This window comes from Undibacterium sp. FT79W, from assembly GCF_014284215.1.
In the GTDB taxonomy this organism is placed as follows: domain Bacteria; phylum Pseudomonadota; class Gammaproteobacteria; order Burkholderiales; family Burkholderiaceae_D; genus Undibacterium; species Undibacterium aquatile.
The window spans coordinates 360,530-382,215 of record NZ_JACOGB010000001.1; the positions used below are offsets into that span (position 1 = coordinate 360,530).

17 protein-coding genes are annotated in these 21,686 nt (G+C 52.2%); 13 read left to right on the top strand and 4 right to left on the bottom strand.

What is annotated here, in order from left to right:
• Positions 1-13 precede the first annotated feature (13 nt).
• The gene (locus H8K38_RS01595; RefSeq protein WP_222610714.1) at positions 14-874 is read left to right on the top strand and encodes a hypothetical protein; all 861 of its coding nucleotides are present in this window, start codon (positions 14-16) and stop codon (positions 872-874) included.
• 88 nt (positions 875-962) lie between these two features.
• Complete coding sequence (locus tag H8K38_RS01600; RefSeq protein ID WP_186883030.1) at positions 963-1,859, top strand: hypothetical protein; 897 nt, start codon at positions 963-965, stop codon at positions 1,857-1,859.
• A 72-nt stretch (positions 1,860-1,931) separates the two neighbouring features.
• On the opposite strand, the gene H8K38_RS01605 is transcribed toward H8K38_RS01600, so the two are convergent.
• Entirely contained in the window at positions 1,932-2,609 is a 678-nt protein-coding gene (locus H8K38_RS01605; protein WP_186883031.1) for a polyphenol oxidase family protein, read from the bottom strand.
• On the opposite strand from H8K38_RS01605, the gene H8K38_RS01610 reads away from it, so the two are divergent.
• The 8 genes from H8K38_RS01610 to H8K38_RS01645 all read left to right on the top strand — a co-directional run bounded on the left by H8K38_RS01610 (position 2,608) and on the right by H8K38_RS01645 (position 12,684).
• A complete protein-coding gene (locus tag H8K38_RS01610) occupies positions 2,608-2,865 on the top strand; it encodes a hypothetical protein (RefSeq protein WP_186883032.1) in 258 nt (85 codons plus the stop codon). The genes H8K38_RS01605 and H8K38_RS01610 overlap by 2 nt on opposite strands.
• The gene (locus H8K38_RS01615) at positions 2,846-3,520 is read left to right on the top strand and encodes an ANTAR domain-containing response regulator (RefSeq protein ID WP_186883033.1); all 675 of its coding nucleotides are present in this window, start codon (positions 2,846-2,848) and stop codon (positions 3,518-3,520) included. The genes H8K38_RS01610 and H8K38_RS01615 overlap by 20 nt, the downstream gene beginning before the upstream one ends.
• A 428-nt stretch (positions 3,521-3,948) precedes the next feature.
• A complete protein-coding gene (locus tag H8K38_RS01620; protein WP_370587045.1) occupies positions 3,949-5,121 on the top strand; it encodes a CmpA/NrtA family ABC transporter substrate-binding protein in 1,173 nt (390 codons plus the stop codon).
• Positions 5,122-5,143: 22 nt separating this feature from the next.
• Positions 5,144-6,100, top strand: a complete 957-nt coding sequence (gene ntrB, locus H8K38_RS01625; RefSeq protein WP_255422785.1) for a nitrate ABC transporter permease — start codon at positions 5,144-5,146, stop codon at positions 6,098-6,100.
• 11 nt (positions 6,101-6,111) lie between these two features.
• Entirely contained in the window at positions 6,112-6,948 is an 837-nt protein-coding gene (locus tag H8K38_RS01630) for an ABC transporter ATP-binding protein (protein ID WP_370587046.1), read from the top strand.
• 32 nt (positions 6,949-6,980) lie between these two features.
• Positions 6,981-9,410: a nitrite reductase large subunit NirB gene (gene nirB / locus H8K38_RS01635; RefSeq protein ID WP_186883035.1), complete on the top strand. Its 2,430-nt coding sequence runs from the start codon at positions 6,981-6,983 to the stop codon at positions 9,408-9,410.
• Between the two features lie 40 nt (positions 9,411-9,450).
• On the top strand, positions 9,451-9,792 hold the full coding sequence (gene nirD / locus H8K38_RS01640) for a nitrite reductase small subunit NirD (RefSeq protein ID WP_186883036.1): 342 nt from the start codon (positions 9,451-9,453) through the stop codon (positions 9,790-9,792).
• A gap of 120 nt (positions 9,793-9,912) precedes the next feature.
• Positions 9,913-12,684, top strand: a complete 2,772-nt coding sequence (locus H8K38_RS01645) for a nitrate reductase (RefSeq protein WP_186883037.1) — start codon at positions 9,913-9,915, stop codon at positions 12,682-12,684.
• Between the two features lie 72 nt (positions 12,685-12,756).
• Here the strand turns inward: H8K38_RS01645 and H8K38_RS01650 are convergent, their stop codons facing one another.
• Both H8K38_RS01650 and H8K38_RS01655 read right to left on the bottom strand, forming a co-directional pair.
• Entirely contained in the window at positions 12,757-13,776 is a 1,020-nt protein-coding gene (locus H8K38_RS01650; RefSeq protein WP_317889265.1) for a substrate-binding domain-containing protein, read from the bottom strand.
• Between the two features lie 206 nt (positions 13,777-13,982).
• Positions 13,983-15,554, bottom strand: a complete 1,572-nt coding sequence (locus H8K38_RS01655; RefSeq protein ID WP_186883039.1) for a tryptophan halogenase family protein — start codon at positions 15,552-15,554, stop codon at positions 13,983-13,985.
• A gap of 236 nt (positions 15,555-15,790) precedes the next feature.
• Here H8K38_RS01655 and H8K38_RS01660 point away from each other — a divergent pair, with 236 nt between their 5' ends.
• Together H8K38_RS01660 and H8K38_RS01665 are read left to right on the top strand one after the other, a co-directional pair.
• Positions 15,791-18,196: a TonB-dependent receptor gene (locus tag H8K38_RS01660; RefSeq protein ID WP_255422786.1), complete on the top strand. Its 2,406-nt coding sequence runs from the start codon at positions 15,791-15,793 to the stop codon at positions 18,194-18,196.
• A gap of 330 nt (positions 18,197-18,526) precedes the next feature.
• Positions 18,527-19,576, top strand: a complete 1,050-nt coding sequence (locus H8K38_RS01665) for an MFS transporter (RefSeq protein ID WP_370587039.1) — start codon at positions 18,527-18,529, stop codon at positions 19,574-19,576.
• 172 nt (positions 19,577-19,748) lie between these two features.
• Here the strand turns inward: H8K38_RS01665 and H8K38_RS01670 are convergent, their stop codons facing one another.
• Positions 19,749-21,089, bottom strand: coding sequence for a GH1 family beta-glucosidase (locus tag H8K38_RS01670; RefSeq protein ID WP_255422788.1), 1,341 nt, complete (start codon positions 21,087-21,089; stop codon positions 19,749-19,751).
• 144 nt (positions 21,090-21,233) lie between these two features.
• Between H8K38_RS01670 and H8K38_RS01675 the strand changes: the two genes are divergently transcribed.
• Complete coding sequence (locus tag H8K38_RS01675; RefSeq protein ID WP_186883040.1) at positions 21,234-21,545, top strand: hypothetical protein; 312 nt, start codon at positions 21,234-21,236, stop codon at positions 21,543-21,545.
• Positions 21,546-21,686 lie beyond the last annotated feature (141 nt).

The following is a 21,686-nucleotide window of genomic DNA, read 5'->3' on the forward strand; positions in this document are numbered from 1 at the left end:
ATTGGCGATCATATTGGCGAGCAGTGCGCTTCTTTTTTTCACCCGACAGACGGACGATGTGGCGGTGATTAAACAAATGCACGATACTGGGTCAGCTGTTATTTCCGGAAATACTGCATTTCCTTCGATCGCCGTTAAAACCATCAGCACTGAAGGTGAAAGTAAAAAACAACAGCAAGCCCCACTTCCAGAAGTTGGCAGGCACTTAGACTGGAACAAGTATCCCGGCACACTGGATAGCCAAATCCATCGTGCACTAGAAAGTCATAACGGTGAAATGGCTATGGATGTTGCTGAAAAGTTATGGGAGTGTCCATTCGTCGCTCGCATGCTGAATTCAACTGATTTCCCGCAACAACCTCCATCGCAAGATGTCGCAGTTCAGGCAGCAAGACTTAAACGCATTCAAAATGATCAAAGAATTAATGCTGACTGTCAAACTATTGCCGGAGACCCGGATCAATGGCGTTTGCGATTGCTGGAAGTGGCGATAGAAAAGAGGGTCGCTGGCGCTGCGGTAGAAAGTTTTAATCTCGGTGTGCGCAGACCGGAAGTACTTCAGGCCGTTGTGCAAGACGCTCAGGTTGGGGACATCGCGTCGTTGGTTAATGTGGCTTCTCATAAGACTACCGATTTTGATATATCTCCTGATAAGCAGCGTGCGATCCGCTATGCGCTGGTAGTCGCGTCGGAAGACCCTGATGTGGGGAAAATGGTGGGTAAATATCGACGTACAGCTGAAGTATCCTCTGTGTCACTCGGCGGGGAGGTGAAACCAAAATTTGATGATGCCAATCTGAGCGACGATATGCGCAAGGAAGCCAATGCGATCGCAGAACGCCTGGTTAGTCGCATCAAAAGAGGAGGGCAGTAACATCAAGCAAGGCTCCTTTTCACCGGAGCTTTGCTTATCCGTTCAACTGACCACGATATCGCAACGTATCTAATTCAAAGAAAGAAGAATGATCACTATCCAACGAGCTTGCTTAGCCATATTGGCGATCTTATTGGCGAGCAGTGCGCTTCTTTTTTTCACTAGGCAGTCGGAAGACGTATCGGTGACTACGCAAATACCTGATACTCGGTCTGCCGCTACTTTCGGAAATACAGAATCTCTTTCGACCAATACCAGAACTACCACGGCAGAAGATGAAAGTCGAAATAAACCGCAAGCTCCACTCCCTGGAACTGGTCGACACTTAGACTGGAACAAGTACTCCGGCACACTCGATAGTCAGATTCACCGCGTACTCGACAGTCATGATGGACAACTGGCTATGGATGTCGCTGCGAAGCTGTGGGAATGCAAGGTCGCGACTCTGATGCTCGATCCAGCATATTCCTCGCCATTGGAAGATCCTGGGATTCGTGCTGCAACGGTTGAACGCACTCAAAAATATCAAAGGATAAATGCTGATTGTCAAACCATAGCCGGGGATCGGGATCAATGGCGATTACGTGTGCTGGATGTGGCAATAGAACAGAAAATAGCGGGTGCGGCAGTGGAGAGTTTTAATCAAGGTGTGCGCCGACCGGACGTGCTGCAAAGTGTGGTGCAAGACGCACAGGCTGGTGATATTAAATCGCTTACCAATATCGCTTACCATAAGGCTGCAACTTTTGATATATCGGCTGATACGCAACGTGCAAGCCGATATGCGCTTGAAATCGCTTCGAAAGATCCGGTTGTCGGAGAAATGGTACGACCATATTTGCGGACAGCCGAAATAATTTCCGTGTCGGTCGGTGGGGAAGCGAAAGCAAAATTTGACGATGCCAATCTGAGCGATGATGTGCTCAAGGAAGGTAAGGTGATCGCAGAACGCCTGGTCAGTCGCATCAAAAGAGGAGGGCAGTAACAGCAAACCGGGCTCCTTTTCACCGGAGCCTAGCTCATCCTGTAAACTTGCCGTACGACCGATTGTATTGCGTTAGGATGCCGGGAGTATCACCAGCCCCGAATGCTGATGGGAATTGCGGTCGCCGCGGCGGTAGCTGCGATACAGGAATTTGCCATCGGTGTGGCTGCTGCACAGCGTGCAGGAATGGCCTTTGTCGATATGCTGCAAACCAGCTTTTTGTAATTCGATGACGGCAATCGCATTCAGATCCAGATGCCGGTACGACGGCGTGATGAGCTCGGCCGGATGGTCTGCAAACGCGCTGACAAATTCCTGCGCGAGTTCAGCGCTGACTTCAAAACAGCAGGCGTTGATATGCGAACCGATGGCGGCAACCCAGTCTGCCGGGTCTTCCCCTTCGGCGCGCAGTCGTTGCCACAGCGCGCCAATCACACCATAACGCAGACCGCGCCAGCCCGCATGCACAGCGGCAATCGCTTTGCCATCGCGTCGTGCAAACAGCACGGGAACACAATCGGCGGTAATCACGGTGACGGGGATGCCCGGCTGGCGGGTATAAAAGCCGTCGGCACCGCCGCACATTTGTTGTCCGGTGGTGATCTCGACGATCTGCGTTCCATGCACCTGCGTTTTCTCCGGCACGTGATGCCAATAGGGGCTGAGTGCGCTGGGCACCAGATGGCGCGCCGTGCCGAAACCATATTGAATACCGGGAATAGCAGCGAGCAACGGAGAGGTCAGGGACATGGCAATGGTCGTGTGCAAAAAAAAAGGAGTGTTGGAAAGTGATGTCGAAAATGAAGCGTCACAGATCATCGGCTATTTATGGGCTATTTGGGGCGGCATCTGGCGCAGCGAAGCCATTTTAATGCATGCCTGCGATCAACATAAATTGGCGAACCAGATATTGATCTCTGGTCTGGTTCGCTTCTTGCATGCCAGCTTCCTGTTTTTGTCTTTTCTTTTGAATCACTCCGCTGACCATGCCATTTTCCAAGCCTGATCCCTTGCCAGAACACAGCAGCCTGAAGATCGTGGTCGTCAATACTGTGAATTTGCAGGATGACGCGCATCAGCCGGATGCGGATGCACGCGCGGCGCTGGAGGCTCAGCAGGCGCGGTCGCGGGCGCTGCGGATAGGTTTGCTGCAGGCGGGCTACAACATTATTGCCTCGATCCCGGGTGATATTTACATGATAGAGCGCATTGCGCAGTTGCAGCCGGACATGATTATCATCGATGCCGAATCCGACGCCCGCGATGTGCTGGAACACATGGTGTTTGCGACGCGCGATGCGCCGCGTCCTATCGTTTTATTTACCGAAGACGGCAATCCTTCGCAACTGGCGGCGGCGATGGAAGCGGGCGTGTCGGCGTATGTGGTGGCGGGTTTGCAGACGGAGCGCGTGAAGCCGGTGCTCGACGTGGCGATGGCAAGGTTTCATGCGGATCAGAAGCTGCGCACGGAATTATCCGATACCAAGGCGCGGCTGGCGGAGCGTAAAACCATAGAGCGTGCCAAAGGTTATCTGATGGAGCGCCATCATTTATCCGAGAACGATGCTTACCAGCGTTTGCGTAAGCAGGCGATGGAAAAAAACATGAAACTGGTTGATCTTGCCCAGCGTCTGCTGGATGCCTCGGATTTATTGGGATAGCGCCGCAAGGATGTTCTGCTTTGGTGCGCCGCACAACTAAAGTGCGTTGGGCGTTGCTGGCAACCTCGCTTTTTCACCGTATTTCACTCTGGGCGCTTGCTGGCACAGCAATTGCTCATACAAATTCAAGCGCCAACGATGGCGTCAGTAAAATGCAGGACCAATCAACCGGCGAACGAAATTGCCGGGAATACAGCGTTCACCGCTAACGGCGGCGGTGTCGTTCAGACAAAGGTGTCTTTCCATCTGTTTTTTAAAAACGGATGGCAGGCACCTTTTTTGTTTTTTGGGATTAATTTTTATTCGCTGGAGTGCACATGACTAAGCCGCAACAACCTCAGAATCAGGAAGCCCACCATGATGAAGCAACGATTAATTTGCCGCGTCGCAGCTTGTTGCAAAGCGCGGGCGTGTTTGCGGGAGCCAGCATGATGGGCTTATCGACCGGCGGTGTCTGGGCGGCGGGCTCGGATAAACCAGAAAAAACAGAAGTGCGCATAGGCTTTATTCCGCTCACGGATTGCGCTTCCGTGGTGATGGCATCGGTGCTGGGCTTTGATAAAAAGTATGGCATCAAGATCGTGCCGACCAAGGAATCATCCTGGGCGAGTGTGCGCGATAAGCTGGTCAATGGCGAGCTGGATGCGGCGCATGTTTTATACGGTTTGCTGTATGGCGTGCAGATGGGCATAGGCGGTGCGAAAAAAGATATGTCGGTGCTGATGACGCTGAATAACAATGGTCAGGCGATCACTTTGTCGAAAAAGCTCGCGGATCAGGGTGCGGTGGATGGCGCTGGTCTGGCCAAACTGATGGCACGCGAAAAACGTGAATACACGTTTGCCCAGACTTTCCCTACCGGTACGCATGCGATGTGGCTGTATTACTGGATGGCAGCCAATGGCATTCATCCCTTGAAAGATGCCAAGGTCATTACCGTACCGCCGCCGCAGATGGTGGCGAATATGCGGGTCGGCAATATGGATGGTTATTGTGTCGGCGAACCGTGGAATCACCGCGCGATTGCCGATGGCATCGGCATTACGGCGGCAACTACGCAGGATATCTGGAAAGACCATCCGGAAAAAGTGCTCGGCACCACCGATGAATTCACCAAAAAATATCCGAACACAGCGCGCGCGATGACGGCGGCGATACTGGAAGCAAGCCGCTGGATCGATGCGTCCTTATCGAACAAAACCAAAATGGCAGAAACGATCGCCGACAAATCGTATGTGAACACCTCGGTCGATGTGATTAATCAGCGCATTTTAGGGCGCTATCAGAATGGTCTGGGTAAAACCTGGGACGACCCGAATTACATGAAATTCTTTAATGATGGTGCGGTGAATTTCCCGTATCTGTCAGACGGCATGTGGTTCATGACCCAGCATAAACGCTGGGGCTTGCTGAAGGCCGATCCGGATTATCTGGCGGTGGCAAAAGCAGTGAACCGGATTGATATCTACAAAGACGCGGCGGCGATGGCAAAGGTGAATGTGCCTAAAGACGTGATGCGCAGCAGCAAGCTGATGGATGGCACGGTGTGGGATGGTAAGAATCCTGCAGCGTATGCCGCCTCGTTCAAAATCAAAGCCTGACACGCGGTTTCGGGAGGAAAGTATGACGACCTTAGTTCATGATGCAATCGGTTCCACAGAAAAACTGACTACCGCTGAGATCAGCAGCGTCACTTCAGCAAGCGCAGTAACAGCGGTAACAGCCACAACAACGGTAGCAGCGGTAACCGCAGGCACAGTCGCAAACACAGTTGTAGCGCCGGTAAAGCAGGTGCAGCGTTCATTCCGGCCTTTGTTACTCAAAGTATTGCCACCTTTGTTTGGCATCGCACTGATGATGTTGATCTGGTCGATTATCGCGGTGAAAGATTCTTCTTTTCCTTCGCCGTGGGTGACTTTGCAGGAAGCGATCAAAGTTTTTTCTGATCCGTTTTATCAAAACGGGCCGAATGATCAGGGCATAGGCTGGAATATTTATGCCTCGCTGAAACGCGTCGCGGTGGGCTTCGGGCTGGCAGCGATTGTCGGTATTCCGCTGGGTTTTCTGATCGGGCGTTTTCCGTTTTTATCCGGCATGTTTAATCCTGTCATCAGCCTGCTGAAACCCGTCTCGCCGCTGGCTTGGTTGCCTATCGGTTTGCTGGTATTCAAGTCGGCGCATCCGGCAGCGATCTGGTCGATTTTCATTTGCTCGATCTGGCCTATGGTGATCAACACCGCGATCGGTGTGCAACGTGTGCCGCAGGATTATATGAATGTAGCGCGGGTACTGAATCTGTCGGAATGGAAAATCGTTACCCGCATTTTGTTGCCGAGTGTCTTGCCTTACATGCTGACCGGTGTGCGGCTCGCGATCGGCACTGCATGGCTGGTGATCGTGGCAGCAGAAATGCTGACCGGCGGCGTCGGTATCGGCTTCTGGGTCTGGGATGAATGGAATAACCTGAACGTACCGCACATCATTATTGCCATCATCGTCATCGGCCTGGTTGGTCTGATACTCGAACAGATACTGGTTGCTGCGGCACGCGCATTCACCTACGAAGATACGGGAGCATGAACATGGAAACGATGAGCAATGCCGCAGGCAATAAAATGCGCGAAACCGATCAGAAGTACATAGAAATCAATCAGGTCGAGATGCGTTTCGATACGCGCAAAGGCAGCTTTCATGCGTTGCGCGAGATTAATCTGAACGTCGCTAAAGGTGAGTTTGTGACCCTGATTGGTCACTCCGGTTGCGGCAAATCGACCTTGCTGAATCTGATTGCCGGTCTGACCAAAGCCAGCTCCGGCACCTTGTTGTGTGCGCACCGTGAGATTGCCGGGCCATCACCGGAGCGCGGCGTGGTGTTTCAGAATCATTCGCTGCTGCCGTGGCTGACGTGCTTTGAAAATATTTATCTGGCGGTCGAACGTGTATTCGGCGCGTCTGAAAATAAGACCAAGCTGATCAAGCGCACCATGCATGCCTTGTCACTGGTGGGGCTGACGCATGCGGAAAAAAAACGTCCGAATGAAATTTCCGGCGGCATGAAACAACGCGTCGGCATCGCCCGTGCGCTCGCCATCGAGCCGAAAGTCTTGCTGATGGATGAACCTTTCGGCGCGCTTGATGCGCTGACCCGCGCACACTTGCAGGATGAATTGCTGAAGATCGTCGCCAAAACCGAATCTACGGTTGTGATGGTGACGCACGATGTGGACGAAGCGGTGCTGCTGTCGGATCGCATCGTCATGCTGACCAATGGCCCGGCGGCAACGATAGGCGAAATTCTGCATGTCGATCTGCCACGTCCGCGTGATCGTGTGGCGCTGTCACAGAATCCGCAATATGCCGCGTATCGCAGTGAAGTGCTGGAATTTTTGTATCACCGCCAGTCGCATCCTGCCAAAGATGTGGCGTAAGCCCGGCAATCAAAACAGAACAGGGACATACAATGAAAAAGCTCAAACTGGTGATGGTCGGGAATGGCATGGCGGGTGTACGCACGCTCGAAGAATTGCTGAAGATCGCCCCCGATCTGTATGACGTCACGGTCTTCGGTGCCGAACCTTACGCCAATTACAACCGGATTTTATTGTCGCCGGTACTGGCTGGTGAGCAGACCATCAAAGACATTATGCTCAATGATGTGGATTGGTATGAGGAAAACCATATCACGCTGCATCTGGGGAAAAAAATCGTTCGTATCGATCGTGTGAAACGGCTGGTGATTGCGGAAGACGGCACGCAGACCGAATACGACAGACTCTTGCTGGCAACCGGCTCCACGCCGTTTATGTTGCCAGTGCCAGGCAAAGATTTGCAAGGCGTGATCGCCTATCGCGATATCCATGACACGAATGCGATGATTGCTGCTGCCGAGCAGCATACGCATGCAGTGGTGATCGGCGGTGGATTGCTCGGACTGGAAGCGGCGAATGGCCTGAAAATGCGCGGCATGCAGGTCTCGGTTGTGCATTTGCCGGGCTGGCTGATGGAAAGGCAGCTCGACCCGGTGGCAGGCAAGATGCTGCAAAAGTCACTCGAAGACCGTGGCCTGAATTTTTTACTCGAAAAAAATACCGAAGCCATACTCGGCGATGAACAAGGTCAGGTCAAGGCGATACGTTTTACCGACGGGTTGGAAATTCCGGCGCAACTGATCGTGATGGCGGTGGGTATACGTCCGAATACGGCGCTGGCCGAATCCGCAGGCTTGTACTGCAATCGCGGCATCATCGTCAACGACACCATGCAAACCTATGACCCGCGTATCTATGCCGTCGGCGAATGCGTGAATCATCGTGGCACGGTGTATGGTCTGGTTGCCCCTTTGTTTGAAATGGCCAAGGTGTGCGCGAATCATCTGGCGAATTTCGGCATCGGTCGTTATCAGGGATCGGTGACATCCACCAAACTTAAAGTCACCGGCATTGATCTGTTTTCTGCCGGTGAATTCATGGGCGGCAACGATACCGAAGAAATCATTTTATCCGACCCGATAGGCGGCGTTTACAAAAAGCTGGTACTCAAAGATGACAAACTGATCGGCGCTTGTTTGTATGGCGATACGGTGGATGGCAGCTGGTATTTCAAACTGCTGCGCGAAGGAAAAAATATCGCAGAGATTCGCGACACGCTGATGTTTGGCGAATCGAATACCGGCGATGTCGGCCACGAAGGTCATACCAAAGCCGCAGCGATGCCGGACAGCGCCGAGGTCTGCGGCTGCAATGGCGTGTGCAAAGGCACTATCGTCAAGGCGATCAAAGAAAAAGGTTTATTCACGCTGGAAGATGTGCGCAAACACACGAAAGCCTCGGCTTCCTGTGGTTCGTGCACCGGGCTGGTCGAGCAGATCATTATGTTCACGGCGGGCGGCGATTATTCATCAACGCCGAAAGCCAAGGCGATGTGCAGTTGCACCGATCATTCGCACGCTGTGGTTCGGCAAACGATTAAAGAGCAGCATTTACTGACGGTGGCAGCGGTACAGCAATTCATGAACTGGCGCACGCCGAATGGTTGTGCGAGCTGCCGTCCGGCGCTGAATTACTACCTGATTTCCACCTGGCCGCGCGAAGCGATTGATGATCCGCAATCACGATTCATCAATGAACGCTCGCATGCGAATATTCAGAAAGACGGCACTTACTCTGTGATTCCGCGCATGTGGGGCGGCGAAACCAATGCGTCCGAATTGCGCCGGATCGCCGACGTGGTCGATAAATATCAGATCCCGACAGTGAAAGTCACCGGCGGTCAGCGGATAGATTTACTCGGTGTGAAAAAACAGGATTTACCGGCGGTGTGGAGCGATCTTGGTATGCCGTGTGGCCTGGCGTATGCCAAAGGTTTGCGCACAGTGAAAACCTGCGTCGGCAGTGAATGGTGTCGCTTCGGCACGCAGAATTCCACCCTCATGGGACAACAACTGGAACGCGAACTGGCACGCATGTATGCGCCGCATAAGGTCAAGCTGGCGGTGTCCGGCTGCCCGCGTAACTGTGCAGAGGCGGGGATTAAAGACGTTGGCGTGATCGGCGTCGATTCTGGTTGGGAAGTGTATGTCGGCGGCAATGGCGGTATCAAAACCGAGGTTGCGCAATTCTTTGTGAAGCTGAAAACGCATGAAGAAGTGATGGAATACACCGGCGCGTTTTTGCAGCTGTATCGCGAGGAAGGCTGGTATCTGGAACGCACCGTGCATTATCTGGCACGGGTCGGTCTCGACTACGTGAAGAAGATCATTCTGGAAGATGAAGAGCGTCGTCAGGAACTGTACCAGCGCTTGTTGTTTTCTCTGGAAGGCGAGAGCGATCCGTGGCATGCACCTGAAAAAGCGCAAGTCGATACGCGCCAGTTCACCGCATTGACGGTGTGATTTTTTCGTCGCTGCCAGCAAAAAAATTAAAGGAAACAGCATGTCAGAACAATGGAAAATGGTGTGCCGGGTTGAGGATATTCCTGTGCTTGGTGCACGTGTGGTTGAACGCCAGATCAAACCGGATGTGGCGATTTTCAGAAATAGTGAAAACAAGATTTTTGCCTTGCTGGATCGTTGCCCGCATAAAGGCGGCCCTTTGTCGCAAGGGATTGTTTTCGGGGAGCGGGTTGCCTGCCCTTTGCATAACTGGAATATCGAATTGCCGACCGGCTGTGCGGTATCGCCGGATGAAGGTTGCACCCAGCGCTTTCGTCTGAAAGTCGAAAATGAGCAGGTATTTCTGGATGCCGAAGAGTTGCGCACGGCAGCGCCAGAATAAAGAAATACAGATACTCCCCCCTATTTTTTAATATTTATGCTTAATGTCCTTATAAATAAAGGGCGTTGAAAAATACTCCGGGGGAGTATATTTATAGAGTGCAGGCAGCAAGGGGCAAGCATGACGGAAATAAAATCGACCTGTTGCTATTGTGGCGTCGGCTGCGGTGTGCTGATTGCGACCGATGGCGTGCAGATCACCGGTGTTCGCGGCGACCCCGAACATCCGGCGAATGCAGGAAAATTATGCAGCAAGGGCAGCACTTTGCACTTGTCGGCACAGCCTGTGATTCAACAGCAAGTGCGGGCGCTGTATCCTGAAATCCGCACACAAAAAAATTTACCCCGCGTGCGCAGCGACTGGGACAGCACGCTGAATCTGATGGCAGAAAAATTCGCCGCGACGATACGCGAGCATGGGCCGGACAGCGTCGGCTTTTATATCTCGGGACAACTGCTGACGGAAGATTATTACGTCTTCAATAAACTCGCCAAAGGCTTGATCGGCACGAATAATATCGACAGCAATTCACGCCTGTGTATGTCGAGCGCCGTTGCCGGGTACAAGCAGACGCTGGGTGCCGACGCGCCGCCGTGCAGTTACGAAGATATCGATCACGCTGAAGTGATTTTTATCGCCGGTTCTAACACGGCTTTTGCGCATCCGGTTTTGTACCGCCGCATCGAGGAAGCACGCAAAAATAATCCGCAGCTTAAAGTTATCGTTGCTGATCCGCGCCGCACCGATACCGCGCGTGACGCCGATCTGCATCTGGCGATTTTACCGGGCACCGATGTGGCGCTGTTCAACGGCATGTTGCATCTGTGTTTGTGGGAAGAATTGACCGATACCGCGTTTATCGCAGCGCATACCGAAGGCTTTGCCGAGCTGCGGCAAACCGTGCGCGATTACACTCCGGCGATGGTCGCGCAAACCTGTGGCATCAAGGAAGCCGATTTGCTGCAGGCGGCACGCTGGTTTGGCGGCTCGGCAGCATCCTTGTCTTTGTATTGTCAGGGCTTGAATCAGTCCTCATCCGGCACTGCAAAAAATGCCGCGCTGATCAATTTGCATCTGGCAACGCGTCAGATAGGCAAACCAGGTGCCGGGCCGTTTTCGCTGACCGGACAACCGAATGCGATGGGCGGGCGTGAAGTCGGCGGTATGGCGAATCTGATGTCGGCGCATCGCGATCTGAGCAATGCCGCTGACCGTGCCGAGGTCGCGCAATACTGGGGTGTGGATGAGGTGCCGGCAACGCCGGGGAAAACGGCCGTTGAATTATTTGAAGCTGTGCGGGCAGGGCAGATCCGCCTGCTCTGGATCGTCTGTACCAATCCCGCGCAATCCATGCCCGAGCAAAATCTGATTCGTGAAGCGCTGCAAAAAGCTGACATGGTGATCGTGCAGGAAGCCTATACAACGACGGCGACGGTGCCTTATGCCGATGTCTTGTTACCGGCGACCAGCTGGGGTGAAAAATCCGGCACGGTGACGAATTCGGAACGACGTATTTCGCGTGTGAATGCGGCACTCGCGGCACCGGCAGAAACAAAACACGACTGGCAGATTGCGACTTTTTTTGCGCAAAAACTGGCGCTGTTGCTGGATAAAAGCAAGCCGGATTTTGCTTATGAAACGCCGGAACAAATCTGGAATGAACACCGCGACAGCACGCGTGGCCGCGACCTCGATATCACGGGCTTATCGTATGCATTATTAGAAGAAAAGGGGCCGCAGCAGTGGCCATATCCGCAAGGTGCCAGCGTCGGTAAAGCAAGACTGTATGAAGATCATATTTTCGCGACGCCGAATGGCCGCGCGCGTTTTGTGAATACCGTGTATCAGGCGACTGCCGATAAAGTGGACCCACGCCATCCGTTTGCGTTGACGACAGGGCGGCTGCGTGATCAGTGGCATGGCATGAGCCGCACTGGCACTGTGCCACAACTATTTGCACATGCCGCTGAACCCGTGATCCATATGCATCCGCAGGATATGCAGCGGCGCTTCTTGAAAAACGGCGATCTGGTGCATGTCAGCAATCGTCGCGGCACGCAGATTTTTGCCGTCAGCGAGAGCGATGATCTGCGCGCCGGGCAGACCTTTATCGGCATGCATTGGGGTGAGGAATTTATTTCCGGTCGCGGCCACGGACAACATGTGGCGTATGGTGTGAATGCCCTGATGTCGCCAGCGACAGATCCTGTGTCGCGCCAGCCGGAACTCAAACATGCCGCAGTGAAAATTATCAAAGCCGAATTGCCGTGGCGCTTTGTGGTGTTTGGCTGGATGGAGCAGGCGCAGGTCTTTGCCTTGCAACAGGCCTTGCGCCCGTATCTGCGGCAATTTGCGTATGCGAGTTGCGTGCCTTTCGGGCGTGAAAAAAGCGGCTTGCTGTTTCGTGCGGCCGATGATGTCGCGCCTACTGCTGAACTGGTACAGGAAATCGAAAAATTATTCGGCATCGCTGGCGCTGCCGTGCTGCGTTATGACGATCAGCGGCGCGGCACCGGGCGACATATTGCGATTCGTGACGGACAGTTGCAGGCCGTCGCATTGACAGGCGATGTCTCTGCCGAAAGCTGGCTGAAGCCTTATCTGATGGAGCAGGAGCCGGTGGCAAAACTGGGACGTTTGCTGCTGATGCCAGGCGCGAATACGCCACAAGGTTTTCAGGCCAAAGGCAAAGTGATCTGCACTTGTCTGAATGTCGCTGAAAGCCAGATTGAAGATGCTCTGAATGGCGAGTTAACACAGTCCGCCACGACTCCCACAGATGTCTTGGCTGGCCTGCAAAGCCGCCTGCGTTGCGGCACCAGTTGCGGCTCCTGCGTACCGGAAATCCGCCGCATGATTGCATTGAAAAAAACGGAAGTGCTTAGCGTATAAAAACACCGCATGACGACGGAGTGCGTCGTGCGGTGTTTTTAAACTAATGAACGGATGAATGGCGTGCTGTTGTTAACGAAAACGGCGTGTCGTTTCGCGTACGATGAGTTCCACCGGTGGCAGTTCGACATCGACTGGTTTGCCGCCGATCAGACCGAGCAGGGCGGTGGTGGCGATCAGACCCATATCGTACAAAGGCTGGCGTATCGTTGTCAGCGGTGGCGTGGTGTAGAGCGAGCCGGGTAAATCATCGAAACCGATTAAGGAAATGTCTTCCGGTACGCGTATGCCTTTGCGGTACAGACTCAGGCGTACACCGTAAGCGATCAGATCGTTACCGGCGAAAATTGCGCTGAATTGTTGTTGCGTATCAAACAAGCGATTGACGGCCATCAGACCGCTGGCTTCATGGAAATCGCCTTCGACCACGAGACCCGGTTCAAATGGAATATCTGCACTTTCCAGCGCTTGTTTGTAGCCGGTAAGACGTTCATTCGCATCGGTATTATTCGAGGGGCCGGTCACAAAAGCGATGCGACGATGACCCAGTTCAATCAGATGGCGTACTGCCTGATAGGCACCGTTCTGGTTATCGAGTTTAAAACCAATGGCCGTCGGGCTTTTCAGGGAACGCCCGGTCGCAACGATGGGGCGTTGGGTGGCAAATTGCAGCACGGCTTTGTCTTCGATGCGGCCGGATAACAGGATCAGGCCATCGACTTTACGCGCCAGCAGCAATTTGATGCGTGCCGCTTCTTCACTCGCGTTCCAGTGTCCGCTGACGATCACAGAGGCATAGCCTGTGCTGTTCAGACCATCATCAACCCCGCGCAGAATTTCAGAGAAAAACGGGCTGGAAATATCCTGCACCACAATGCCGACGGTCATGGAGCGGCCGCTTTTCAAACTTTGTGCGAGAGGGTTGGGTTCAAAGCCCATTTTCTTGATCGCATCTTCGACCGCTTTACGTTTTACGGCAGAAACCGTTGCGGTGCCATTTAAAATGCGTGATACCGTGCTTGGCGAGACGCCAGCTTCGCGTGCAACATCGAGCAGGGTAACGGGATTGCTGCTAGTTTCATTCTCAGGCACTACTGATTTCTCCATCCTAAAAAAACGACAACTGAAACGATAAGCTGAAACAACAAGTGAAACGACAAGCTTAATGATGATCGCAAGCCGGTTAACACGGTACCGGCTGGTCTGACTTCACGCCAGAAACAGCCTTGATCAGCCACATTATCATCTGAAATGCGCCGCAGATAGTGAAGTTTTCTGCGGGTACTGTCAATGTGGTTTCAGGCGACTTTGCTATGCGGCGTTGCCATCGTATTCTTGTTGCACAAATGTTCAACCAGCATGCGATGGTCTGGCAGGTTGCCCAATGCCCGTTCCGCCATTTGGGCGATGGTATGAAATTCCCTGCGTGCTTCTTCAAAGCGCGGATGCGACACGGGGTTGGCGTACATCTGCGTCTGAAATTCCATGCCGTACAAGACATATTGCCAGCTCGAAGGCGGATACATTTCAAGATCGGTGATGAAGTCCATTCGGCCGGGGGGGCGGCATTTCCACATCGCCAGTTTTTCCTGCAGGCTTTCCGGTATCGATGCTGCGGCAGCGTTGTCATGCCAGAAAGCGTGATCCTGGCGTTGGGTCAGACAATAATGCATCTTGATAAAATCGATGATGCGTTCGTAACGCGCTTTCATATGTGCGTTAAACGTCTTTGCCACCGGCGCGAGATCGCCGTTAAACGGAAACAGATAGCCGATCAGATAAGCGGCGGTTTCTATCAGTCCGACACCGGACGATTCCAGTGGCTCCAGAAAGCCACCGGACAAACCAACCGCAACGCAATTTTTTATCCATTGTGTTTCGCGATAACCGACATTCAGCTTTAACAGGCGCGGCTCCAGATTGTCGGATGCCGCCCCTAAATAATTGCGCAGGATGTGTTCTGCCCGCTCTTCGCTGGTGTGGCGGCTGGAAAAAACATAACCGGTGCCACGTCTTTGTTGCAGGCCGATATCCCAGGTCCAACCCGCTTCATGCGCAGTGGAAATGGTGTAGGACGGAATAGGTGTGGTTTCCGTTGCATACGGAATCTGCATCGCAAGCGCGCGGTCAACAAATAGCACGTCGCTGAGTGAGCGAAACGGGGAGCCCAGCGCTTCACCGATCAGGTTGGCGCTGAAACCGGTGCAGTCAATATACAGATCCGCGCTCAGGCGCTGGGCATCGGTGGTGACAATGGCGGCGATCGCGCCATCAGCATCGAGCTCGGTATTCTTGACGGTTGCCAGCACATGTCTGACGCCAAGTGAACGAGCGTGTTCACCGAGCAAACGGGCAAAACTGCCAGCGTCAAAATGATAGGCGTAATTCATCGGGCCGAGGAAATCTTCATCGCTGAAACGCTTAGGTGCGCGGAAGGCATCGGCAACCCGTTTTTGCATACTGACCGCCTGCGCAAATGGAATGTCGCTGCCGGCAGCGCCTTGCAACCAGTAGCTTAATAATTCAGGTCCGCCGGGGCGCTGACTCGGACTATTAAACGGATGAAAATAATGATCGTGTCCGGGCGTTCCGTGCGGGCGTACCCAGTCTACGAATTTGACACCTTGCTTGAACGTCGCATTGCATTCGCGCACAAAACGCGCTTCATCGATACCGATGGCGGCAAGCGTGCCGCGTATCGAGGGAAAACTACCTTCGCCGACACCAATGATGCCGATTTCCCTGGATTCGATCAGTGTGATCTGTATGCCGTTCTGTGCCTGACTACCCAGCGTGCGTGCGAGAAATGCTGCAGTGAGCCAGCCTGCTGTGCCACCGCCGACGATGAGGACATTTTTGATTGGTTTCATCCTTGTCTCCTGTAAATTTATTCACGCACTGCTGCGCATTATTGTTGTAATAACGTCATACTGAATTGATTTTACGGTATTTTTGAAAACGTTACCATTTTTGATTTGACACGGATTTAAAACGATAGGTATTATGAAAACGATTTCAAATTAATTCAGCTTAACTAGAAATCACGGCCGGATAAATTACATCGATCGACGAGTTCATCGCGACAAACATTAATATCAGGAGACATATGAAAAACCGCATCCATCAAGCCCCGATGCCCGTGGGCAGTCCTATCCAACTGGCGATCCTTACCCTGATAGCGAGCATAGGCTCGGCACAGGCGCAAGAACAAACGCCAAGCGCTGCAGAGAAAAAGGCAGCCAGCGACAGTACGGCAATTTCTGAAGTGATCGTGACAGGCACCAAGCGCGCCACATCCTTGCAGCGCACGCCAGTGGCAATTACTGCCATCGGTGCGGCAGCGCTGGATGATGCGCACGTACAGACGATTCAGGACGTGGTCAATCTGGTGCCTGGCTTTCAGGCAACCTCGCAGGGTGACCATGGTGTGATTACGATGACTTTGCGTGGCGTCGGTAACGACAGCGCAAAGACAGAGTATGCAGATCCTGAAGTCGCATCCTTCGTCAACGGCGTGTATTCACCACGTCCGGAAGGCGCAACTTCTTTGTTGTTTGATCTGGAAGGTATTGAAGTGTTGCGCGGCCCACAAGGTACGTTGTGGGGACGGAATGCGACAGTTGGTGCGGTCAATATGCAAACAGCAAAACCGGTTATCGGTCAGTCTTCCGGGACTTTTGAAGGCGGTCTGGGTAGCTACAAACGCACAGGTGTGCGTGGCGCGTTCAACGTGCCGGTCAGCGACACCATGGCGTTACGCTTTGCTTTCGTGAATGAAAAGCATGATGGCTATGTCGATTATCAAGGTGTGCCAAATATTCCGCTGGCAAGCCAGCAGGCCGCGTTTCTGGCGGGTGGCGGCAAGTTAGCCGATTTCAAACCCATCGATCCTAATCTGTTTGTACAAGATGGCGCTAAATATGGCGCGCAGGATCAGAGTGCAGCGCGGATCAGCGTATTGTGGAAACCGACGCCAGCGCTGAAAATCGATGCTTCCTATGAGAAGTTTATGGATCGCGGTACACCATCCATGAATCTGTTGCAAACGCCACGCGCAGGTTACTCATTGTGGTCAGCGTTGATCGACACTGCACCGGCGCTGAAACGTGATACCGACGCGGTGCGCGGCCGTATCGAATATGCGCTGAATGATTCTATGAATGTGGTCTATGTCGGTGGCTATTCGAAATTCAGCGGCTCGTCGAAATTCGATCAGGATGGCGGCGCGAAAGTACCGACCAGCTTCACAACTAATGGCGTGTATCAGGCGAATAACACGGTGTCGTCCAACTATACCAATTACAGCCACGAACTGAATCTGCAATCGGTCGGCAAACGCGATATCGATTGGCAGCTTGGCTTGTACTATGGTTCAGAAACGAACGATATGCGCTTCGACATTCCTATCATGAATGGTACGCAACAGGGTACGGTCAGCTGGCAAGGTTCTTTCATCCAACCAAAAGAAACCGTGGAATCTTCTGCGGCATTTGGTCAGGCAACATGGAATGTTTCCGATGCGTTGCATCTGACTGGCGGATTGCGTTACACCTCTGATAAGCGTGCAAACATTGGCGGGCGTGGTTATGGCTGGACTGGCAATGCTGCGCTGACACAGGCAGCGATCACACCGAATGTGGATCCACGTGATCCTAATAGTAACTTCGCTGTCAGCTCTCTGAACGACGGTAATTACAGCAGCAACAAAGTCACTGGCTTATTGCGCGCCGCTTACGATGTCAATCAGGATCACATGATTTATGGCAGCGTTTCGACTGGCTATAAATCTGGTGGCCTGCAAGACGGCGGCAAACCTTACGGCCCTGAGACACTGACCAGCTATGAATTCGGTAGTAAGAGTTCGTTCCTGGGTGGCAGCGTAAAATGGAATAACGCGCTCTACTATCAGGATTTCAAAGACTTCCAGTTCAGCGCACCGATCACGAATCCGGATGGTTCGCATGGCCTGGCAACCAGCAATGCAGAAGGGGCGAAGATTTACGGTTTCGAATCTGAATTGGCAGCCAAGCTGACGAAAGAAGATAAGCTGCAGATTTCGCTGGCAATCACCAAGGCAAAACTGGGTAATCTGATCGGTGGTTCTAACGACTACTCTTTGCCAGTGTGTAAAGTGCCAGGCATCAGCAACTGTCTGGACGTCAGCAACAACACCATGCCGCATGCACCAACGTTTTCAGCGCAGGTCATGTATCAGCACACATTTAATCTGAGCCATGGCACTCTGACACCACGCATCAGCCTGCATTATGAAACCAGCAGCTGGCTCAGCGTGTTTAATCTGGGTGAGGGCGACAAGCAAAATGCTTACACTCGCACCGATCTGGGATTGCGCTACGCCGCTTCTGGCAAAACTGCGTGGTATGTCGATGCGTTTGTTCGCAATGCTGGCGACGGCAACGTCAAGACCAGTGCATTGAATGGCTTTGGCCCATGGATGGCGCAGTATCTGCCACCACGTACTTATGGCATCAATGTCGGGCTTGATTTCTGATTGATTTCTGATCAGTGAAAATCTGGGAAAACCTCGCAAGTACTGGCGAGGTTTTCTTTTTTTATTTATGTAAAAATAGCGCTCTTTTACGTATTGAACGGCGTTTTTTCTGACGGGAACTGGTTGCCGCACGTAATACCCCATCGCTGGGATCACAAATGAAACCCGGCCAGGCTTCAAAGTAAGCTCGCCATAGCAAAGATAATTTCGCAGATGACTTCGCAGATAACATCACCAACCCCATCGTCTTTCCCAGCTTCATCCTTAGCAGAAAAATCAACCCGCATCGCATTTTTTATCGCAGGCTTCGGCACTTCTGCCTAGGCACCGATGGTGCCTTTTGTGAAAGAGCGTCTGGCGATTCATGAAGGATATCTGGGCCTGTTATTGCTGTGCCTGGGCGCGGGTTCTATTCTGACGATGCCAGTCGCGGGTGCACTGACATCACGCATAGGCTGTCGCAAGGTGCTGCTATTCGCGACACTGGTGATGTGTGCTGCCTTGCCTTTGCTGACGCAGATGTCATCCGCCATCGGCTTGGGATTGATCTTGTTTATTTTCGGCACGGGTGTCGGTGCCCTCGATTGTGCGGTGAATATTCAGGCGACGATACTGGAACGTGGCAGCAGTCGCCCACTGATGTCAGGCTTTCACGGTTTATTCAGTCTTGGCGGCCTGATTGGGGCGGGCAGTGTCAGTGCTTTGTTGAGTCTGGGCTGGTCTTTGTTCAACGTGACCGTGGCCGTTGTGGCAGTGATGGCGGTGTTGTTGAGCATCAGCGTCAGGCATTGCTTGCCGTATGGCGGAAGGAAAAGCGGTGCTGCCTTCGGATTGCCGAAAGGCGTCGTGTTTTATATCGGTGTTGTCTGCTTTATTTTATTTTTAACAGAGGGGGCAGTGCTGGACTGGAGCGCCGTATTTCTGACCGATGTCCGCGAGATGTCGCCAGCGCATGCCGGACTTGGGTACGCAGCGTTCGCGGCGACGATGACGGTAGGGCGCCTGACCGGTGATCGTCTGGTTCAATTTCTGGGAGCCAGGTTTACGGTGGTGGCTGGCGCTTTACTCGCAGCGGCAGGCCTGATCTGCGCCACAGCGTTGCCATCGTGGGAGTTTGCTTTGCTGGGTTATGCCTTGCTGGGAATAGGTTGTGCGAATATCGTTCCGGTGATGTTTTCTCTTGCAGGCAAACAGAGCGTCATGCCTGAGAGCGTTGCTGTACCGGCCGTTTCAAGTATGGGCTATGCCGGCATATTAATGGGGCCAGCCTTTATCGGTTTCGTCGCACAAGGGATCAGCTTGTCGATTGCCTTGCTGGCATTGTCTGTCTTGCTCATCGGCGTTGCTGCAGGCATTCGCATGTTGCGTATGTTGCCGTAACGGTTTTATAACGGCAGAGAAAAAAGGCAGTGCATCTGAATTCAGTGCAGCGCAGATGTTCAGCGTAAAAAAAAGCATCAGATACCAATTTTCCGGGGCGGTATCTGATGCTAAAAGTCAGCATCGTTGCAGTGAGTAATTTGCTGCGACTGGAGTGCTCGCTCAGGTAAGCTTACTCAGTTTTCTGCAACTGTTGACTCACAAAATTCCGATACCAGTGGGCGCTGGCTTTGAGGGTGCGTTGCTGTGTCGCGTAATCGACATAGACCAGCCCGAAGCGTTTCGCGTAACCGGAATTCCACTCGAAATTATCCAGCAGACTCCAATAAAAATAGCCTTTGACGTTAACACCTTGTTCTATTGCTGCATGGATTGCATCCAGATGCGCATGAACATAGGCAATGCGAGGCTGATCATCGATCTCGCCATCGATGAGTTTGTCCGCGACTGCCATACCATTTTCAGTGATATAGATCGGTGGCAAATTCGTATAATCATTCTTATGGCGCAGCAGTATGTCCGTCAGCCCCAATGGGTAAATCTCCCAGCCCATATCCGTGACACCCATCGCCGCTTGTGGCTTTTTTGGTGGAGAATCGGTGCTGATAAATTCCCGTGTGTAGTAATTTACTCCCAGAAAATCGATAGGCTGGTGAATGATATTCATATCCTCTGCTTCGGTATGAAATTGCGACATGTCCATGCGATCCAGCGCTTTTTGCGGATAGCGACCTTTAAATATCGGATCCATGAACCATTGCACTGAGCGTGCGTATTCCCATTCTGCCTCCGCTACATCGCGTGCAGAATCGGTCGCCGGCATGGCTGGCCATTGATTCAGCACGATGCCTAGTTTTGCAGAGCTAGCCACGCGACGCATGGCTTTTATCGCCAAACCATGTGACAGTAATAAGTGGTGGGACACCTGTATAGAGAGCGCTTTATCCGCAACGCCCGGCGCAAATTGCGCATTGCCAAAACCCAGATTTGCGGTACACCACGGTTCATTATGTGTGGCAATTGAAGCGACTCTGTTACCAAAGCGACGGGCGATTTCTGCTGCATAGTCGGCAAAATGAGCGGTCGTATCGCGATTCAGCCAGCCACCCTGATCTTGCAACGCTTGTGGTAAATCCCAGTGATACAAAGTCAGATGAGGTGTGATGTTTTTTTCGGCCAGCTTATCTAATAAATTGGAATAGAACTCAAAGCCCTTTTCATTCCATGCGCCATAACCCAAGGGCTGCACACGAGACCATGAGACCGAGAATCGATAGGCTTTCACCCCGAGTGAGGCGATGATGTCCACATCTTCGGGATAGCGATGGTAGTGATCACAGGCGATGTCGCCATTGCTGCCGTCAATAATTTTTCCGGGAGTATGAGAAAACGTGTCCCAGATTGATGGGCCGCGACCATCTTCTGCTGCTGCGCCTTCAATCTGGTAAGCACTGGTCGCCACGCCCCATTCAAAGTCATGGGGAAAGTGATTCATTGGATGGGCGTTTGTCATATAAGTGTGTAGATAAATCGGTTATTTGAAAACGTTTTCTTTTGCTTGTTTGCATGGGTGAAACGTAAAACCTACATGCGTTTTTCATCGTAAAACCGGAAAAATGTATCGATATGCGGTGTATTTACCGTCGGGTGATTGTAATTGAAAACGATTTCAAGTCAAATAAATTTTTCGCAAAATGATATTGATCGCGGTGCGCGCTCTGGCGACAGGTCTTTGAACGAAGAAAGTAAGGTATTTGAGTTGAAACAGGGATCTGTACGACCCATTGTTGAAAAGATGTTCAATTTAGCATCTGCTCAGAAACGGGCTTCAAACATGCGGATATGCAAGATTTGCGGTCAGAATATCGATGAAATGGCCGTGATGCGGGACGTTAGAACGGTTTTTCGTCTGTACAAGGAGAACCGTGATTATTTCGTGCTGTTGTCAGCCCTTAAAAAACTTGAATGATGCAGCGTGCTAAAAATGGTTTTAAAAATAAAAAATTATGTTATTCTGTTTATGAAAAGGTTTTCATAAAATTGAATTTCCTTTTTAAAATATAAGAAAACTGCAGCAATTTTTCGTTCCAAACGGTTGTCCGACAGAGCT

Bases quoted from the DNA above. Each gene is read 5' to 3' on its own strand.
- H8K38_RS01645 (WP_186883037.1), top strand. From the start codon at position 9,913: ATGACGGAAATAAAATCGACCTGTTGCTATTGTGGCGTCGGCTGCGGT.
- H8K38_RS01605 (WP_186883031.1), bottom strand. From the start codon at position 2,609: ATGTCCCTGACCTCTCCGTTGCTCGCTGCTATTCCCGGTATTCAATAT.
- H8K38_RS01655 (WP_186883039.1), bottom strand. From the start codon at position 15,554: ATGAAACCAATCAAAAATGTCCTCATCGTCGGCGGTGGCACAGCAGGC.
- H8K38_RS01630 (WP_370587046.1), top strand. From the start codon at position 6,112: ATGAGCAATGCCGCAGGCAATAAAATGCGCGAAACCGATCAGAAGTAC.
- H8K38_RS01620 (WP_370587045.1), top strand. From the start codon at position 3,949: ATGATGGGCTTATCGACCGGCGGTGTCTGGGCGGCGGGCTCGGATAAA.
- ntrB (WP_255422785.1), top strand. From the start codon at position 5,144: ATGACGACCTTAGTTCATGATGCAATCGGTTCCACAGAAAAACTGACT.
- H8K38_RS01600 (WP_186883030.1), top strand. From the start codon at position 963: ATGATCACTATCCAACGAGCTTGCTTAGCCATATTGGCGATCTTATTG.
- H8K38_RS01660 (WP_255422786.1), top strand. From the start codon at position 15,791: ATGAAAAACCGCATCCATCAAGCCCCGATGCCCGTGGGCAGTCCTATC.
- H8K38_RS01615 (WP_186883033.1), top strand. From the start codon at position 2,846: ATGCCATTTTCCAAGCCTGATCCCTTGCCAGAACACAGCAGCCTGAAG.
- H8K38_RS01670 (WP_255422788.1), bottom strand. From the start codon at position 21,089: ATGACAAACGCCCATCCAATGAATCACTTTCCCCATGACTTTGAATGG.
- nirD (WP_186883036.1), top strand. From the start codon at position 9,451: ATGTCAGAACAATGGAAAATGGTGTGCCGGGTTGAGGATATTCCTGTG.
- nirB (WP_186883035.1), top strand. From the start codon at position 6,981: ATGAAAAAGCTCAAACTGGTGATGGTCGGGAATGGCATGGCGGGTGTA.
- H8K38_RS01610 (WP_186883032.1), top strand. From the start codon at position 2,608: ATGGCAATGGTCGTGTGCAAAAAAAAAGGAGTGTTGGAAAGTGATGTC.
- H8K38_RS01665 (WP_370587039.1), top strand. From the start codon at position 18,527: ATGGTGCCTTTTGTGAAAGAGCGTCTGGCGATTCATGAAGGATATCTG.